Origin of the sequence: Kribbella sp. VKM Ac-2568 (assembly GCF_004345365.1) — a bacterium.
Lineage (GTDB): Bacteria > Actinomycetota > Actinomycetes > Propionibacteriales > Kribbellaceae > Kribbella > Kribbella orskensis.
Genome location: NZ_SLVF01000024.1, coordinates 1 through 15,492, shown reverse-complemented (window position 1 = coordinate 15,492; position 15,492 = coordinate 1). Strand labels below are relative to the sequence as shown.

General features: G+C 66.4%; 18 protein-coding genes and 1 pseudogene. 7 read left to right on the top strand and 12 right to left on the bottom strand.

Features of this window, described 5'->3' with window-relative positions:
- Positions 1–55: 55 nt before the first annotated feature.
- Both EV648_RS41260 and EV648_RS41255 read right to left on the bottom strand, forming a co-directional pair.
- Complete coding sequence (locus EV648_RS41260; protein WP_132301752.1) at positions 56–490, bottom strand: nitroreductase/quinone reductase family protein; 435 nt, start codon at positions 488–490, stop codon at positions 56–58.
- Positions 491–518: 28 nt separating this feature from the next.
- Entirely contained in the window at positions 519–1,196 is a 678-nt protein-coding gene (locus EV648_RS41255; RefSeq protein ID WP_132301750.1) for a hypothetical protein, read from the bottom strand.
- A gap of 83 nt (positions 1,197–1,279) precedes the next feature.
- On the opposite strand from EV648_RS41255, the gene EV648_RS41250 reads away from it, so the two are divergent.
- On the top strand, positions 1,280–1,753 hold the full coding sequence (locus tag EV648_RS41250) for a MarR family winged helix-turn-helix transcriptional regulator (RefSeq protein ID WP_199235137.1): 474 nt from the start codon (positions 1,280–1,282) through the stop codon (positions 1,751–1,753).
- Between the two features lie 83 nt (positions 1,754–1,836).
- Here EV648_RS41250 and EV648_RS41245 read toward each other — a convergent pair whose 3' ends face one another.
- Genes EV648_RS41245 through EV648_RS42955 form a run of 3 tightly spaced genes read right to left on the bottom strand, consistent with a single transcriptional unit; the run spans position 1,837 to position 4,109 of the window.
- A complete protein-coding gene (locus EV648_RS41245; protein WP_132301748.1) occupies positions 1,837–3,120 on the bottom strand; it encodes a cytochrome P450 in 1,284 nt (427 codons plus the stop codon).
- Positions 3,121–3,135: 15 nt separating this feature from the next.
- On the bottom strand, positions 3,136–3,417 hold the full coding sequence (locus tag EV648_RS42960) for a nitroreductase/quinone reductase family protein (RefSeq protein WP_158294227.1): 282 nt from the start codon (positions 3,415–3,417) through the stop codon (positions 3,136–3,138).
- Positions 3,418–3,449: 32 nt separating this feature from the next.
- Entirely contained in the window at positions 3,450–4,109 is a 660-nt protein-coding gene (locus tag EV648_RS42955) for a hypothetical protein (RefSeq protein ID WP_158294226.1), read from the bottom strand.
- Between the two features lie 98 nt (positions 4,110–4,207).
- Here EV648_RS42955 and EV648_RS41235 point away from each other — a divergent pair, with 98 nt between their 5' ends.
- Positions 4,208–4,846: a TetR/AcrR family transcriptional regulator gene (locus EV648_RS41235; protein WP_132301744.1), complete on the top strand. Its 639-nt coding sequence runs from the start codon at positions 4,208–4,210 to the stop codon at positions 4,844–4,846.
- Positions 4,847–4,957: 111 nt separating this feature from the next.
- Here EV648_RS41235 and EV648_RS41230 read toward each other — a convergent pair whose 3' ends face one another.
- Positions 4,958–5,776 (bottom strand): SGNH/GDSL hydrolase family protein, encoded by an 819-nt coding sequence (locus EV648_RS41230; RefSeq protein ID WP_132301742.1) that lies wholly within the window; start codon positions 5,774–5,776, stop codon positions 4,958–4,960.
- Between the two features lie 332 nt (positions 5,777–6,108).
- Between EV648_RS41230 and EV648_RS41225 the strand changes: the two genes are divergently transcribed.
- Complete coding sequence (locus tag EV648_RS41225; RefSeq protein ID WP_132301740.1) at positions 6,109–6,468, top strand: PRC-barrel domain-containing protein; 360 nt, start codon at positions 6,109–6,111, stop codon at positions 6,466–6,468.
- Positions 6,469–6,733: 265 nt separating this feature from the next.
- On the opposite strand, the gene EV648_RS41220 is transcribed toward EV648_RS41225, so the two are convergent.
- Both EV648_RS41220 and EV648_RS41215 read right to left on the bottom strand, forming a co-directional pair.
- Complete coding sequence (locus EV648_RS41220) at positions 6,734–7,168, bottom strand: VOC family protein (RefSeq protein WP_132301738.1); 435 nt, start codon at positions 7,166–7,168, stop codon at positions 6,734–6,736.
- A gap of 123 nt (positions 7,169–7,291) precedes the next feature.
- Positions 7,292–8,425 (bottom strand): FAD-dependent oxidoreductase, encoded by a 1,134-nt coding sequence (locus EV648_RS41215; protein WP_132301736.1) that lies wholly within the window; start codon positions 8,423–8,425, stop codon positions 7,292–7,294.
- A gap of 142 nt (positions 8,426–8,567) precedes the next feature.
- Between EV648_RS41215 and EV648_RS41210 the strand changes: the two genes are divergently transcribed.
- The 3 genes from EV648_RS41210 to EV648_RS41200 all read left to right on the top strand — a co-directional run bounded on the left by EV648_RS41210 (position 8,568) and on the right by EV648_RS41200 (position 11,343).
- Positions 8,568–8,846 carry a carboxylesterase family protein gene (locus EV648_RS41210; protein ID WP_158294225.1) on the top strand — a complete coding sequence of 93 codons (279 nt, stop codon included), beginning with the start codon at positions 8,568–8,570 and terminating at the stop codon, positions 8,844–8,846.
- A gap of 120 nt (positions 8,847–8,966) precedes the next feature.
- Positions 8,967–9,674 carry a YbhB/YbcL family Raf kinase inhibitor-like protein gene (locus tag EV648_RS41205; RefSeq protein ID WP_132301732.1) on the top strand — a complete coding sequence of 236 codons (708 nt, stop codon included), beginning with the start codon at positions 8,967–8,969 and terminating at the stop codon, positions 9,672–9,674.
- A 235-nt stretch (positions 9,675–9,909) separates the two neighbouring features.
- Complete coding sequence (locus EV648_RS41200; protein WP_132301730.1) at positions 9,910–11,343, top strand: cytochrome bc complex cytochrome b subunit; 1,434 nt, start codon at positions 9,910–9,912, stop codon at positions 11,341–11,343.
- Between the two features lie 531 nt (positions 11,344–11,874).
- Here the strand turns inward: EV648_RS41200 and EV648_RS41195 are convergent.
- From EV648_RS41195 to EV648_RS41185, 3 genes are all read right to left on the bottom strand, one after another.
- The gene (locus EV648_RS41195; RefSeq protein ID WP_132301728.1) at positions 11,875–12,780 is read right to left on the bottom strand and encodes a hypothetical protein; all 906 of its coding nucleotides are present in this window, start codon (positions 12,778–12,780) and stop codon (positions 11,875–11,877) included.
- A gap of 83 nt (positions 12,781–12,863) precedes the next feature.
- Positions 12,864–13,412, bottom strand: coding sequence for a tyrosine-type recombinase/integrase (locus tag EV648_RS44615; RefSeq protein WP_370452780.1), 549 nt, complete (start codon positions 13,410–13,412; stop codon positions 12,864–12,866).
- A gap of 310 nt (positions 13,413–13,722) precedes the next feature.
- Complete coding sequence (locus EV648_RS41185) at positions 13,723–14,460, bottom strand: hypothetical protein (protein WP_132301724.1); 738 nt, start codon at positions 14,458–14,460, stop codon at positions 13,723–13,725.
- A gap of 305 nt (positions 14,461–14,765) precedes the next feature.
- Between EV648_RS41185 and EV648_RS45505 the strand changes: the two are divergent.
- A pseudogene (locus EV648_RS45505) lies at positions 14,766–15,017 on the top strand (GNAT family N-acetyltransferase); the annotation flags it as partial.
- Here EV648_RS45505 and EV648_RS41175 read toward each other — a convergent pair.
- Positions 15,001–15,492 (bottom strand): hypothetical protein (locus EV648_RS41175; RefSeq protein WP_199235135.1); only part of this gene is annotated, 492 nt, incomplete at its 5' end. The pseudogene EV648_RS45505 and the gene EV648_RS41175 overlap by 17 nt on opposite strands.

Below are 15,492 nucleotides of genomic sequence, written 5' to 3'. Positions count from 1 at the left end.
CGCATCGGGGTCGGTGGCGAGCAAAGGCCACCACGACCCACATCAAGAGCGCGGGTCATCGAGGTGTGAGCTTGATGACCCGCGCGCCTCCAACCCAGGCCAAGTGCAGGTCCCGGTGGTTGGGGTTGCCGTCCTGATCCACGTGAACTCCGCTGAAGCGGGCGAATGCCGGATTCGCGGCCGCCATGTGTGCGTATGCCGTGACGACGTCGGGCTCAGCGGTCAAAGTCTGGACGTCTGCCAACCTGGACTTTCCCTTGAACCTGAAGGCCACGGGCTCGCCTGTCCGAAGGTTTCGGGCCCAACCGAAACTGGTGCCGATGAGGAGGTCCTGACCTTGGGCCAGGTAGGAGACGGGCACTGTGTATCTACGGCCTGACTTTCGTCCCACGATGTACAGCGTGACCAGTCGGCCACCGATGATCCGACTTAGGCCCGGGGTGCGCAGCAGGCCGCGCACCACGAGATTGGCCAGTCCCTGCGCACGCATGGTCCGTACGGCTGGGGTGTTCGGCTTGTCAGTCATTGCTGTGGGTCACCACCGCTCGGACGGAAGGGAGCGCGGGGCGCTGGGTCGGATCGCCGGTTGGAACCATGCGCGTAACCTCCGCCGGCATCGCGCCAACCGTGAAGGCGCGGACGGCCGGCCCGACGGACACGGTGACGAACGACGCCACCGTCGGAACTTCGGCGGGGAGCGGAACAGAGTACTCCCCTGAATCGAAGTGGGAGTCGATCACCCGCAGCGAGGTGCTCGTCGGCTCGGGCGGCCTGAACGAGGTCGCCCACCAAGCCTCGACGACCACCTGGGCGGGTTCCTGCAGGGTGAGCTGGACCGATCTCTTCGTCGTGTCATATGCGATGCCGTTGCGGTCTTCGGCAGTCGACGTGACGCCCTCGACCTGGGCGGCGATGAGGCCCGCGATTCCGGCGAGTCCCTGCACATAGGTGACGTGGCCGTTGACCTTGGAGATCTCTTCCCTGAGGTACCGCTTGGTGTTGGGCGGAACCATGCCACCGAAGACGACGACATCGAGGTCTGTGGCGTCGTACTCCGTCAGCACCTCGTCGAACTGGTTTGTTGCATCTGCGCGGAAGCCCTTACTTCGCAGGATGTCGGCAGCGTCAAGGATCACGCTCGGGCTTCTGCCGATGACCAGAATCCGTTCGGTTCCAGCGGTGGTTGGTTCGTCCATGAGTAGGTCTCCTAGCGCGAGTCTATGTTGGCCCGACCAACATAGCCTATGTTGGTCAGGCCAACAACGTGTACTGTGGACTCATGCCGATGGATCACCCGCCTGGCCGTACTCCGGCCCGTGTCAAGGATCGTCCGACATGGCTCATCAGCCGGACCTTCGCTCGCTCGTCGGGTCTCCTCGCCGCTGGGTTCGAGTCCCGCGGCCGTGGCCTTCGCAGTTACCACTACCGCCTCTTGGCTGCGCTCGACGAGTGGGGGCCCGCGAGCCAGGCTGACCTGGGCCGTGGCACCGGGATCGATCGCAGTGACGTCACGGCAGCGCTGTCCGAGCTCGAGTCACGTCGGCTCGTCGAACGGTCCGTCGACCCCGCGCACCGGCGGCGCAACATCGTCACCATCACCCAGGCCGGAGTCGAACAACTCCTGGAGCTCGACAACGTCATCGACGGTGTTCAGGAGCAAGTCCTGAAGCCTCTGACAACTGCGCAGCGGCGCCAGTTCATCGCTCTGATGGCGAAGCTTCTCGCGACCGAAGACGAGTCGCCGAACGGATGACTCTGGCAGCCGCGGCACTCCTGATGGACAAGAGCCCTGGTTGTTGAGGCACCGTCAGGACCCCCAGGCTGCCTTGAGACCTGCTACGACTCCCCGGTGGCATGCCTTGCGGGACGGCCCGGGGCAGGTGCCTCGACCCGAATCGACAGGGTCTGGTAACCGCGCAGCACGAGTCTGTCGCGGCGGGTGGGGTTGCGATCGGGATCCGCCGAGATGCCCGGGAAGCGGTCGAGGAGGCGTGGGAAAGCCACGGATGCTTCGAGCCGGGCCAGGTTGTTGCCGATGCAGATGTGCGGGCCGGCGCCGAAGCTGAGAGGTTTGTTGCCGGTGCGGGCCGGATCGAAGCGGTCGGGGCGCGGGTACCGGGCAGGGTCGCGGTTGGCTGCTCCGAGCAACAGGATCACGTCGCTGCCGTAAGGGACGGGGACGCCTTCGGCAACGAGGCCGTCGGCGCGAGCCACGCGCGTCGTGACCTGCACCGGAGACTCGTACCGCAGGACTTCTTCGATGAAGCCCGGTGTCGTGACCCGGCCGGAACGCAGCGCCGGGGCGAGATCCGGTTGGTCCAGCAGGATCGCCAGTCCGTTGCCGAGGAGGTCCGTCGTGGTCTCGAAGCCGGCCACCAGCAGCAGGATCAGATTGGCGAGCAGCTCATCGTCGGACAGGCGACCGTCATCCGCGTCGCGTGCGGCCACCAAGGCGCTGACGAGGTCGTCGCCCGGCGCCGTACGACGTTCGCTGATCAGGGGAGTGAAGTACGTTCCCAGTTCGCGTGCGGCCGTGTCGGCGGGACCGTCCGTGTCGCCGGCAAGTTCCAATGCCGCGGTCAGCGCGGATGCCAGCGGGCGGAACTGGTGGCGGTCGGCCGTGGGGACCCCGAGAAGTTCGCAGATGACGGTGACCGGCAGTTGGAAGGCGAACCGATCCATGAAGTCGACCGTGCGGCCGTCTGCTCCGGACTCGGCGAGCCGGTCGAGCAGGGTATCCACGGCGGCCACGACCGACGGCTGCAGCGCGGCGACTCGGCGTGGCGTGAACACCTGGGAGATCAACGAGCGCATGCGACCGTGATCCGGTGGGTTGGTCCGCAGAACTGATCGCTCCATCAACCGCAGTGCGGCACCGGCGGTATGGTCGTCCGCTGCTGCGGTCCGGCTCGGTGCCGTGTCCGGCAGGCCGAAGCCTGGGTTCCGAAGCACCTGGTTGACCGCCGTGTAGCCGACCACGAGGAAGACACTGTCTGTGACAGCCAGGACCGGGCCGAGCCGGTGGGCAGCGGCGTACAGCGGGAAAGGATCGGCACGCCCGGCTGGTGACGTCAGGGTCTGGATGATCGCCGCCGCGTCTTCGTGGGGGGAAGGAGGCATCGTCGGGTCTCGCCGTCAGTGGTGCGTGGCGCCGGGGGCCACGCGGAAGAGTGGACAGAGTGAGGCGGCGATCGCGAAGGCGTCAGGTGACGCCGCGCGGGCGTTCTTTACCCAGTCGGAGCCGGGGTAGGCCTGCACGATGTACGGCACGCCGTCGACGATCACCGGGGCGACCGGGGTGGTTCGTAACCGGCCTGTGGTGCGGCCGGCGACTGTCAGCAACTGGGTCGGTCCAACGGGCAGGCCGATGCGGTGCAGCAGGATGATCAGGCGGTTGCGGAGACGTTGTCTGGGCACGGTGGGCTCCGTCGTGTGGCTGGCCGGAACTCTCAGCGGGGTTGGTGGAGATCGTTGGCGGCGGCGCGGCCGAGGAGGACGAAGCCGACCGCGTATGACGTCGCGCCGGTGACTTCGAACAGTTGGATGAGACCGAAGCGCGGCCCGGACGTGAAGATGAACAGGCCGCCGACCGTGTAGACGGTGGCACCCACGCCGAGCAGCACTCCGGCCCAGCGCAGGCCATGACGCCCGAGGGTCCGGGCGAGCCACACGTATCCGAGTGGGAACACGAGCAGGGCTGGGAACACGATGAGCGCGGCGGGTGTGTCGAGGTCGGCCGGCTGGTGCACCAGGCTCGGCGCGTACTCGGCTCGGACCGGGTTGTGTGAGCCGTCGAAGATGATCAGGGCGAACCACAGCAGGGTGCCGGTCAGGGCGGCGTACCAGGCGCGCAGGTCTCGCCGTCGGGTGATTTGGGTGCCGAGCGCAATCACGCTGGCCAGGCAGATGACCTGCAGGAGCAGGCCTGCTGCCTGGACGTCATGCGTGAGGCCGTAGCGTTCGCCGACGGCGGCGATGCTCCATCCGTCACGAGCGGGATGCAGCAGCGTCCCCAGCCAGAACAACGGGCCGCCGATCAGCGCGGTCAGGCGTGCGGTGGTCCGGAGTTGCCGGCGCAGGGCGCCGGAGTGCGGGATCGTCTCGCTCATCTGACGTGATCTCCGTTCGCAGTGGCCCAGCATCTCACTGGAGTATCGCTCTAGTGGATCACTAGTGGCTGACTCTAGTCAACTGATAGGTTGTGGCCATGAGCGCGAGAGCCGACCAGGCCACCAGCAGGGCGGACAAGGCACGTGCCAATCGGCGCCGGATGCGCGCGGCGGCGCTGGCCTTGTTCACCGATCGGGGGTATGCCTCGACCTCGATGCAGGCCGTCGCCGACGAGGCCGGAGTGGCCGTGCAGACGCTGTACTTCACGTTCGGCACCAAACGCGCCCTGCTCAGCGAGATCCTCGATATCGCGGTCGCAGGTGACGAGGAGCCAGTTCCGACGCTGGAGCGCCCCAGAGTGCTGGCCGCGATCGACGACCCCGACCGGGAGCGGCAACTTCGCGAGCAGGCGCGGATCGCCCGCGAGATCTATCAGCGTGTCGCACCAGTGCTCCAGGTCGTCGCGAACGCCGCGTCGGCCGACCCCGAGCTCGCGGAACTCTGGGAGACCAACAACACCCAGCGCGCCGACGTGATGGAACGGCTCATCTCTGCTCTCGTAGCCAAAGGTCCGCTCCGAGACGGCCTCGACACGGCCATGGCGATCGACATCGCCCTCGCCCTGCAAAGCCCCGAGATGTACCAGTACCTCACGAAACGCCGCGGCTGGAGCCCCAGCCGATGGGAGCAGTGGACCGCTGACGCACTGATCACCCAACTACTGCCCAGCCGGTAGCAGCACAGATGTTTCACAGGGGTCGAGACTCGGCAGCGCCGCTCGCCTTCGTCGTGGATGTCGAAGCTGCCGTCACTCGACTCGTCGTCGAGGAACTGTGAGGACGTTGGGTCAACTCCACCAGCTGTGTGTCCAGGTCACCTGCGCCAGAGCGGCCCGGCCGGACAGGCTCGGGTGGAAGTAGTCGAGCTTGCTGACCTGGCTGCGGCTGAACTGGTAGTTGAAGGTCACGTCGTCGTCGTATTGGCACAGCGGGTACGCCGCGCACTCCTCACGAAGCACCGTGTTGAAAGCGATATTGCGGGCGCGCACCGTCTGCCGCTCCGTGTCGGTCCGGTTCGGCGCCAGCAGCGACTGGCAGATGTTCGCGGCGTCCCAGACGAGGCTGGCCCATAAGTCGGTGTGGTAGATCTCCCAGAGGTGGTGCACGTCGGGGATGCTGGCCACGAAGATCCGCGTCTGTCCGGTGGCCAGCGTCTGCAGGGTCTGCCGGAACTGGTCGCGGAAGGTGTCGACCAGGGTCATCGTCGACGGTGACGAGGTGCACACGTCGTTCGCCCCCATCAGGATCGTCACGTATCCGGCCTGCTGCGAGACAGCCGCCTGAGCCTGACCCGGCGCGTCGCTCATCCGCGCGCCCGACTTCGCGTCGTTGTAGTTGCGACCGGTGATCCCGGGGTTGAGGACCCGCAGGCGCTCGTAGTGACTGGTGATGCCGTCCCAGCCCGCAGCGCCGGTGCTCCACGAGTTGGCCGGATGATCGCCGTACCAGCAGCACACGTCGGCCGCCTCGGTCATCGAGTCCCCCATCGCGGCCATCTTGCTCGGCGCGGGTGGTGCGGCCTGCGCGGCGGCGGCCGGTTCCGCGACGGCCGCGCTGGCGAACAACAAGCCCACCGCCACTCCAGCGGCCAATATCAAACGCCTCATAGCGACTCCTCACGGTGCACTGGGCGGTGTTCGAGGCCCGTCGGATCCCGGAAACCGATCCCGTACCCGGGCCACCGAACACCAAACGGGCCTTCGATCGCCTTGCCCGCCTACCCACGCGACCTCACGGTGGACAAGAGCAGGCAGGACTCGAAACCACGGATGTCGGGTTGATGCCGTCGGGTTGATGCTGTCCGGTTGGCGCGCGAGGCGGCGGGTACAGGGGTGCGCACCAACGCTCGAGACACCGAGTGCGGTTACGAGCCGGCACGGGTGTCGAGAGTCCTCTGCTGGGCCACGGCCCACCGTCCGAAAGGCACACCGCCATGTCGATGAGCGCATTCGACCCCTGGAACTACCGAGACAAGTCCGGCTTCGCCGAGGGCAAGGACGTCACCGGCTACAAGATCGCCGCCGTCGACGGCGACATCGGCAAAGTCGACGAAGCCACCAACGAGTCCGGTGCTGCGGGCCTGGTGGTCGACACCGGGCCGTGGATCTTCGGCCGCAAGGTGCTGCTCCCGCCCGGCGTCGTCGAGAGGGTCGACCACGACGACCAGAAGGTCTATGTCGACCGGACCAAGGAACAGATCAAGGACGCTCCCGAGTTCGACCCGAACACGGGAGTCGATGACGACTACCGCACCCGGCTCGGCAGTTACTACGACGAGACCTACCGCACCGGCCGCTAGCCGGCCGCGCGCACCTCGAGCCCTAAGCGCGGATCCACCGATAGCTGGGGTCGGGTGAGCGTGCCGTAGCGCGAGGATGCCCTTTCGGGCTGGGAGATTGGGACTTGCGACGATCTCGATCGGTACCCAACCCGGAAGGGCATCTCTGCGGCCGGAACTCTCGCATCCGTGGCGGGCGACTTCGGCGGCTTCGACAAGGCGAATTTGGTGTCGTCGGCTGGAAGGTGAGAAGCCGGAACATCGCGGGTGAGGGTTCTTGCGGGTGTCACCAGGGAGCGACGGTGATGCCACCCCAAGCCTCCGGCGCGACATCGCGCACGGTCTGGGTCAGCTCCCAGCGGTGACCGGCAAGGTCCTCCAGCATGCAGGAGCGCTCGCCGTACTCATGGCTCGTCGGTTCCTCAATCACTCGCGCCCCAGCCTCGCGGGCTCGAGCGAAGGCGGCGTCCGCGTCGGGCACGCGGATCTTGATCACGTGTGTGACACTTCCCGCGCTGGGCGGGACCTGCTGGCCGTGGACGTCCGCGATGACGAGGGCACCGTCCTCGCCAACTCGCAGTTGAGCCCGGTGCGCCTCGCCGATGCGGACTCGCTCCTCGAAGCCGAACGCCGTTGCCAGCCAGGCAACCGCGGCGCGGACGTCGGGGTAGACGAGCACTGGTGTCACGGTGGCCGGGGGCGCCGAGCGATTGGTCAACACAACCGCCAGCCTAGACGTAGCGGAGGACCCGAACACGCTGTCATCGGCAGACCGCGCGGATCGCGGCCAGATGAGTGCGTTCCACGAGGAGGTGCCGAGAGGCCATCGACAATCCGGGTTCGGTCATCGCATCATGTCGGCGATGGCGATGCGTGCGGCCGACGGGCACCCCTTGGTGAACCCGTAAAAGGGGCCGAAGTCGCGGATCGACGCGAACCCTGTCAGGTAGAGCCCGGCCAGGGACGTCTCGAGGCCCTCGGTCAGGGCGGGGAACCCCTCGGTTATTGAGACCCGATCCACAACACCGCCCAAGTAAGGCACGCGAGCAAGGTCAGCCCGGTAACCGGAAGCGAAAACCACATGATCGGCTGTCAGCGCCGCGCCATCGGACAGAGTCAGCGTCACGTCGTGTTCGCTGACTGCCGTGTTGACCACCGCACACCCAGGATGACTGGTCACGACGGCGTCAGGGATCCGCGGCACAAGCCAGGGTTCCAAGGTGAGACGCCCGACCTGCCAGAACTCGGCAGCGATTGCTCGCTGCCGCTCGACCGAGAGTCCTCGCCACCATCCCCGGTGTGTCAGCGTCTGGTCCACGTACTGGTCGACGAAGCCCCAGCTCACCTTCGCGAACCTCGGCGTGCTGTGGCGATGCACCACGTCCACATGCTCGGCGTCGTGGTCACACAGCAACGCCGCCCATTCGTAGGCGCTTTGCCGGCCGCCGATGATCACGACCCGGGCACCGGCGAACGAATCGAACGAGACCAGTTCACACGTATGCGAGCGGCGAGCCGGGGGGACATCGGCGTACCACTCCGGCAGGTTGAGGAAATAGCCGACGCCGGGTGCGGCGAGTACCTTGTCCGCGGTGATCTTCGCACCGTCGTCCATCGTTGCCACGAAGCCTGCGGTCGACGTGGTCAGGCCTGTCACGATGCGCTCGTCGAGGTCGAGCCACTTGCACTCGCGGAACCACTCCGTGTAGTCGAGGAAGACCGAGATCGGGATCGGGTCGAAGTCTTCGGGTCGCATTCCCCGATCCTCGAAGAATGCCTCGAACGTGTGCTCGCCGCTTGCGTCGAGATGCCAGTCGGAGCCTGAACGCAGGAACATGTCACCGGGCATCTGTCTCCGCCAGAAATCCATCGGGTGGCCGACGATCCTGGTCTCGATGCCGTTGTCACGCGCAAAGGCGGCCGCAGAGTAGGCATAAGGCCCGGCGCCGACGACCAGCAGATCCGTCCGGTCCGGCATCGTGTCTCCTGAAGGTGCGGCCAGAACGCGAGGTTATCCACGGCCCCTCGACCGCGCACGGCGGGCCAGCTGTGGGCCTGGCCTCGGATCCTTCGCCGGGTGGTGACGAAACGAGCGGGCGATGAGTCCAAGAATCCTCTCCATGATGCGTTCGCGCCAGGGGGGTGGTCGCTCGGAACAGTACGACGAGATCGACGCCCAGGTCCCCGACGCTGTCCAGCACGGCTGGACGGAGTTCGCGCGGACCGGAATACCACAGAGCCCCGACGAAAGACCCTGGCCGGCGACGGCCGCGAGCACGCCGTGGATCACGTCGCTCGGCGACACCGTCCGCTCCCTGCCCGTCGAGAACGGTTCCGTGACCAGGCTGATCCACTCCCTGCGCACCGCCGCCGCCCCCGCCAGCGGTGACCGCGCGTGACAACGGCCGGTGGCCGTCGATCAGTTGCCGACGCGACCACGTCGGCGGGCCGTCCGGCGTAGTTCGCCGTACTGGACTCGCAAGGGGTCGAACCATCAACTTCGCACTTACCGTGGACCTGTGACTAGATCAACGCTTCCGGTCGCTCTTGTTTTACTGGCCTTCGCGGTCGCCGGCTGCTCGAACGACTCGCCGTCAGCAGGAACCAGCGGAGAGTCGGCGCCGCCTCCAGATGACGGCAGATTCGCAGTACTGCCCGGCTCCGGTTTCCGTAGTGACGGCAGCTTCGATGCGCGGATGACTTGCGACAGCCCGGCGGACTACTCTCCGCCGCTCGTCTTCCGGCACGTGCCTACCGGTACAACCGAACTACTGGTGTCGATGGTGGACGAAGACAAGACGAGCCCGCAGGGAGACCCGTTGATTCATTGGGTCGAGTGGAAGATTCCGCCGACCTCGGCAGGGCTAACCGAGCACGTCAAACCGGATCAGGCCCGCGAGGGGCTCAACGACCTGCACGAGGCCACCTACGTCGGCCCGTGCCCCCCGCCGGGTCAGACCCACCACTACCGGTTCACCTTGCTGGCGCTGTCGAAGTCTCTCAACCTGCCCTACGGCTCAGCCGTCCGGACGGTGCTCAGGGCCGCCAAGCCGTTCGTGCTCGACACCGCCACCTTCGTGGCCGCCTACCACCGCAGAACCCTGGTACGTCGTGAACGGCTGGTCGTCATTGACCTGTCGTCTGCGAGAGCACTGGCGCTTCGGTTGTGGCCGGCTCGTCAGTTGTCGCCGCTCGCGCGTCGCCCCGCCTTGTCCGAACGGGACTGAACGCGGCCGATCTGCAACCGGAACTGCAACCGTCGAGACTGAGGTGCAGTGGGCCGCCACGACCATCAAGTCCATCAGCGCGAACTCTCCTCGCCCAGCCTGCCCGGGCGTCCGATCCAGCGCTGACGTGAGCGTGATGTGCGACACGGGACGTCACATTCGCGATGGCTGCGGTGTCGTATGGATGACCGCGGATTGCGGCCCGGCGTGGAGGATGACCAAGGAGGGTCGAGCCATGCACCGCCCATGGAGCAACCTGCGAGCAAGAGTATTCCCCGACCATTGGTCGCTGCTGTTCGGCCAGATCGCCTTCTACAGCTTCGTCGTGATCGTGCTCAGCGGCGTGGTCCTGACGGTGTACTACGAACCGTCGGTCGATCACGTTGTGTACGACGGACCGTACGCACCGCTGCGCGGCGTAGAGATGTCACGGGCACTGGATTCCACCATGGCGATCACTTTCGAGGTCCGCGGTGGGTTGCTGATGCGCCAGGTCCATCACTGGGCCACGCTGATCATGGTGGCGGCGATCACGCTGCACTTGTTGCGGCTGTTCTTCACCGCCGGGTTCCGTCGGCCACGGCGCCTGAACTGGCTCGTTGTCTTCGGGCTGCTCATCGTCATGCTGGCCGCATGCCTCACCGGCACCTCACTCCCGGACGACATGGCGTCCGGCACGAGCCTGGCGGTACTCGACGGTGTCCTGCAGGCGACTCCGCTCGTCGGCTCTGCCCTCTCGGCCCTGCTGTTCGGGGGGCAGTTCCCGGGCGATGTGATCTCGTGGTTCTACCCGTTGCACATCGTCGTCCTGCCCGCCGTACTTGTCGTCCTCTTCGCTGTCGGCGCGGTCCTGGCGCTCAGGCACAAGCCCGCGCAGTTGGCCGGACCCGGGCGAACGGAAGACAACGTGGTGGGGCGCCCGGCAACTGTGGCCGCGGTTAAGAGTGTCGGCCTGCTCTGCTTCGTCGCGGGGGTTGCGATCTTCATGGCCGCGACGGCGACCATCAACCCGGTGTGGCTGTACGGCCCTGCGGATCCGGCGAACGCCTCGGCCGGTGTCGGCCCGGCGTGGTATCTCGCCTTCCTCGACGGCTCGCTTCGGCTGGCGCCAGGCTGGGAATTCGTCTGGTGGGGCAAGACGTTCAGCTTGGCCATACTGCTGCCGGTCACGGTCTGCACGCTGTTCCTTGCGCTCGTCGCCGTCTACCCGTTCATCGAGGAGCGGCTGACCGGCGACCGGCGGCATCACCACCTCCTCGAGCGGCCGCGCAACAACCCGACCCGAACCGGCATCGGAGTCGCCGGTATCACCTTCTACGGCATCCTCTGGGCCGCAGCCGGCGCCGACACCATGGCCGTGCTGTTCCACCTTTCGGTCAACTCACTCCTGCACGTCTTCCAGGTCCTCGTGATCCTGGGCCCGCCCGCCGCACTGGTGATCACCCGCCGCATCTGCAATGGGCTGCAGGAACGGGATGCGCGGATCGCGGTGCTCGGCGTCGAGACCGGCCAGATAGTCCGGCGGACGGACGGCGGGTACGTCGAGCAGCACCGTCCAGTCGACGTATATCGGCGCTGGCGGCTCGTGGGTGCATCCGCGGAAAACCGCGCGTTGACCGCACAGACCATCCCCGCGACGAGGGACGCAAAGCACGAAGATGCTGAATGACAGGCATGAGGAGCGTGGTCAGCGGCACTCTTCAGAAGGCAGGCCCCAGCTGGCGGCCCTCGATTTCCCGGGAACCTGGCTGCCTCTCGTGAGGCGGGCTGCTGAAACTAACTCACATAGATCAAGGCGCGCCTCCGGTGCGCGGTCCTCAACCCACACCCAGGGCTCCAGATCGTCGGGAGGTGACGCGGCCCATTCCTTCCAGTCGGGCGCATCCTCGAAGGCGCTCGCGACGTTGAACGCGCTTTCCGAGTCCGGGCGCTTCCGTTCGCTGTACCAGCCGGCACCGATTGGCCCAATCACCACGCCAGGTACTGCGTGTGGCCACCGCAGCCGTGCCTCGACGTGCCCTCACGGGTTGTCCCTCACGGTCACTCGCGGGTGCTGGGGGCAAGGATTTCAGGCGTGGAGGGCAACCCCGGGTGAGTGGTCGGCTGCACTTCCAAAATGGCGATGCAGGCCCCCGACAGCCCTCGAAGGTCCCCGTGTAGCCGTCAACTTGGACCGTTGGTTCTTCGCCTCGTTGACGGCCTAGCCTCCTAAGCCATCGAGGTTGGCGAGGCGCTCGTGGTTGGCGTCTCTGCGTCGCTGTGCGGCCGCCGCGGTGCGGGTCGCGCGGTCCAGGCTGCGCTCGAGGCGCGCGGTCTGCCGCTGTGCTGTTCTCAGTTGCTGCCGAGCCTGTTCGAGCTCCTCATTGAGCCGCTCGATCGTGGCGGTCAGGTCGGCCAGCTGGTGCTGGTTCGCGTCAAGCAGCGACTCGGCCTCGGCCCGCTCAGCTTCGCGGTACTCGCTCTCAGACTCTTCGGCGCGGGTTCTCAGTTCCGTGCGCCTGCGTTCCAGGGTCCGATCGACAGCAGGCGGCGGCGGCGGGGGAGCGGCCTGTCTGGCGGGTCGTTTCGTGGGCGTGCGTCGGACGGCTTTGGGCTTCATCGGTGCGAACTTGGCCGGTTCGCCGGTCTCGTCCACGACGCCGAACCCGAGGTGGCGCAGCGCGCTGGTCAGCTGGCCACTGCGCACCAGTAGGGCCGCGCCGGGATCGATCAGTGCGGCGTCCAGGGTCTCGGTCAGGCGGTCTGCGACGCTTTGGCTCACGGGTCGCCCGCGATCCTTGGCGCGGCCGCGGGCAGTCGTCACCAGTTCCTGGACCAGGTTGTGTCGGCGAGGAGTCAGCTCCCGCATCCGGGCGCCATCCGCAGCCAGGTGGGCGGCGCGGAGCTCGTCACCGAGTTGGGTGAGGTCGTTGACACCCTCGGGGTCGGTGCGGACCAGCTGATTGGTCAGCCACGCCGCCAGCGTCGGCTTGCGCAGCGTCTTGATCCGCGTGCTGGCCCCGGTCGCTCCGGCGGCTCTGGCTTCCTTTGCCCTCTCGTTGCGGGCAGCTGTGAACTGGTCCGGGTCGAGCCCGTACAGCTCCACAGCCACCGCGTCGACATCCACGCTCTCACAGTGCCTCGATGGAGTGCTCGGGTCCAGACATGCCGCGGCGCGACGGCGGATACCGGTGCTGTGGGCAACAACCGTCAGGTCGCTGGTGTAGGAGCTGCGATCACCTTGGGTCGCTTGCCGGATACGACCCGTAGAAGCCCCTCGTCCCGCAGTTGATGGACTGCGCGGCTGACCGTGCCGGTGGCCACCTTGTACCTCACCCGGATGTCTTCGTTCATCGGCAGTGACGACCCGACCGGGTAGGTGCCATCGGCAATTGCCTTGCGGAGATCGTGGGCGATGATTTCGTGAGGCCAGCGTGGTGTCAGCTCTGGTCGCGGGATGAGGTTGGAGATGGTGTCGGCTGCGGCGCCGTCGGTGGCCTCTTGCCATGCCACGTAGAACCGCAGAGTTGTCGCGCCGCTCTGATGCCCGAGGCGACCCGAGACCGTCTTGAGGTCGACACCACCGGTCAGGAGCTCGGTTGCCGAGTAGTGCCTCAGCGCGTGGAACCTGGTACTGCGCAGCTTGTTCCGAATCGCCAGCCGCCTGTACCGCTGGGTCACGGTGTCGGGCCTGACGGGTTCGGCATGGTCGGGTGCCAACGAGAAGACGAAGCAGTCCTTCCGCCTGCAAGTGACCACAGTAGGGGATACGGCGCATGGTGGACTCGCCACGACTCGACCTTCGATCGGTTCAGCGAGATAGGAGGTCGGCTTGTGCAGTTGGCGGAGTCGATGCCCGGCCTGAGCATGCTGCGGATCTCTCTGCCTGACGATCGGGAAGTCGACGTGGAGCAGCTCCGCGCCCTGCCGTTCGACCGTGCCTACCCTCTGTGGACGATGGTCCACGACAACAACACCTGGCCGGATCGGCAACCAGAGCCGCCACTCCCTCTCTGCAAAGGCCGGCGGAGCACGCGGGCGTGGCCTGTCATCGGTCCCAGCCCGCGCGTCACGCGCTTTGGGAGCAGGCAGCCGCACGCCGGAGCACGACCGCGACGAGCGGCCCGGCGACGATGAGCGTCAACCAGACGATGGAGATCACGATGATCTCGAAGAGATCTCCGCGATCGATTCCGCGCGCTGCCGAGACGGCGACGAGCGCGGCGACCACGGCCGCGAAGCTCCCAACGAAGAGCCAGCGGATCGTGCGCTCGATCTTGCACCCCTGCATGAATACCGGAGCGACACAAGCGAGGGCGAGGCTCATCAGAAAGTATCCGAGCTCCTCGAGTGCGATAAAGACGCCGTTCGGGTTGTACTGCGTGAGGATCGCCCAGCCGTCGAGCTGGCCCTTCTCGAGACTCGGTTGCATCACCGTGACTTGGATGAAGTAGTCGATCAGAAGCACCGTGGCAGCGACAATCGCGAGGCACACCCCGAGCAAGCTGAAGATCTTCCGCCTCGGAGCGGCGTACTCGTGAACCGACGCGAGCAACGCGACGAAGAGGAGCATCACCAGCATGGCCGGGTACATCCAGAGGTAGTCTCCCGGCCATTGCTCGGCGATGACATCGCTCGCGAACGGATAGGGGACGTCGTTCGGAAGAGCCGTCAACGCCAAGGCGAAGGCGACGACCGTAACGCCGGCCGTGCCAAACGCGATCGAGGACCCGAAACGCAAGGCGGCGCGAGAGCTCGTGCTGTCGGACGTCGACGGACTGGCTGGCGTCTCCTCACGGCCGGTCATCGTGACCCATGCTTGCACGGGCCATGGAGTTCCCGTTGTCAGCCACGGTGGTTCCTGTCTCGAGAAGTTGCCTCGATCGTGCCAGCTCGTCCCCCGCGGAGACCGGAAGAACACCCGCGCTCCAATGCGGAGAAGAGCACCACCAGCGCCTTTGCTGTTGTAGGGAGCAACGTCGTCCCGCAACGGGACACGATAGCCGGATCCAGTTGGCAATTCTCTGAAGTCAGGACTGGTCTCGCCGGCCGGAGTGGCTCATAGTCGTCGCGCTGCCTCTTCGAGGCTTCTGATCCACCCCCTCCTGGCGTGGGCGCGGCGTGTCCTCCGCGCTGTTGGCATCAGTGTTGATGCGCTGCCGAGAGATCCGATCAGGCCCAATTACGCTCACCGTCGACCGCGAGAATCCCACCAAGGCCCAGGACCTCTATCTGCGGCTTGGATTCCAGGTAACACACGGCTCGTCGCCTTCCAGGTGCAGCTGCCTGCGTCATCGAGCCGACCTAACGAGACTTTGGAGCTGTCATCCGTTTCGAATGATGCCTGTCAGGACTGGGTGTTGAGCTGAGTCATCAGTTCGCGGTTCGCTGCCCGGGCCGCGGCGAGTTCATCGCCGCGTTCCTCGAGTTGGCGGCGCAACGCGAGAAGTTGTTGTTCGCGCTCAGTCAGTGCTTGCTGAAGGCTGCGGATGTCATCGGGTGCTCGAAGGCCACTGTCGCGTAAGACGGTCTCACCGAGCTTCTCGGATAGCCGCTTCTCCAGGATCCGGATGTGTTGCTGCAGAGGGGCGTTGTGTGCGCAAGCGTTCAGCAGGTCGGCGCGAAGAGATGCGACGCTGATGGCGCCGTTGTTCGCTGCTGGCTCTGCCGGGACAGCCGCTGCGGCCAGGACGGCCCCATGCAGGTCGGGGTGGCGGTGGATGAAGCTTCGGACGCGTATGTCTCCAGTTGGGTCGGCCCGGGGCGCGGTGCCCGGATTGCTCCGGGTCCGTTTCGCCGGGCCGCCCGCCGAACCCGGCGTGCGATTCTCACCGCACCG

What these genes read in the sequence shown, in the direction of transcription:
- EV648_RS41260 (WP_132301752.1), bottom strand. Translation starts at nt 490, where the DNA reads ATGCGTGCGCAGGGACTGGCCAATCTCGTGGTGCGCGGCCTGCTGCGC.
- EV648_RS41255 (WP_132301750.1), bottom strand. Translation starts at nt 1,196, where the DNA reads ATGGACGAACCAACCACCGCTGGAACCGAACGGATTCTGGTCATCGGC.
- EV648_RS41250 (WP_199235137.1), top strand. Translation starts at nt 1,280, where the DNA reads ATGCCGATGGATCACCCGCCTGGCCGTACTCCGGCCCGTGTCAAGGAT.
- EV648_RS41245 (WP_132301748.1), bottom strand. Translation starts at nt 3,120, where the DNA reads ATGCCTCCTTCCCCCCACGAAGACGCGGCGGCGATCATCCAGACCCTG.
- EV648_RS42955 (WP_158294226.1), bottom strand. Translation starts at nt 4,109, where the DNA reads ATGAGCGAGACGATCCCGCACTCCGGCGCCCTGCGCCGGCAACTCCGG.
- EV648_RS41235 (WP_132301744.1), top strand. Translation starts at nt 4,208, where the DNA reads ATGAGCGCGAGAGCCGACCAGGCCACCAGCAGGGCGGACAAGGCACGT.
- EV648_RS41230 (WP_132301742.1), bottom strand. Translation starts at nt 5,776, where the DNA reads ATGAGGCGTTTGATATTGGCCGCTGGAGTGGCGGTGGGCTTGTTGTTC.
- EV648_RS41225 (WP_132301740.1), top strand. Translation starts at nt 6,109, where the DNA reads ATGAGCGCATTCGACCCCTGGAACTACCGAGACAAGTCCGGCTTCGCC.
- EV648_RS41215 (WP_132301736.1), bottom strand. Translation starts at nt 8,425, where the DNA reads ATGCCGGACCGGACGGATCTGCTGGTCGTCGGCGCCGGGCCTTATGCC.
- EV648_RS41210 (WP_158294225.1), top strand. Translation starts at nt 8,568, where the DNA reads ATGATGCGTTCGCGCCAGGGGGGTGGTCGCTCGGAACAGTACGACGAG.
- EV648_RS41200 (WP_132301730.1), top strand. Translation starts at nt 9,910, where the DNA reads ATGCACCGCCCATGGAGCAACCTGCGAGCAAGAGTATTCCCCGACCAT.
- EV648_RS41185 (WP_132301724.1), bottom strand. Translation starts at nt 14,460, where the DNA reads ATGACCGGCCGTGAGGAGACGCCAGCCAGTCCGTCGACGTCCGACAGC.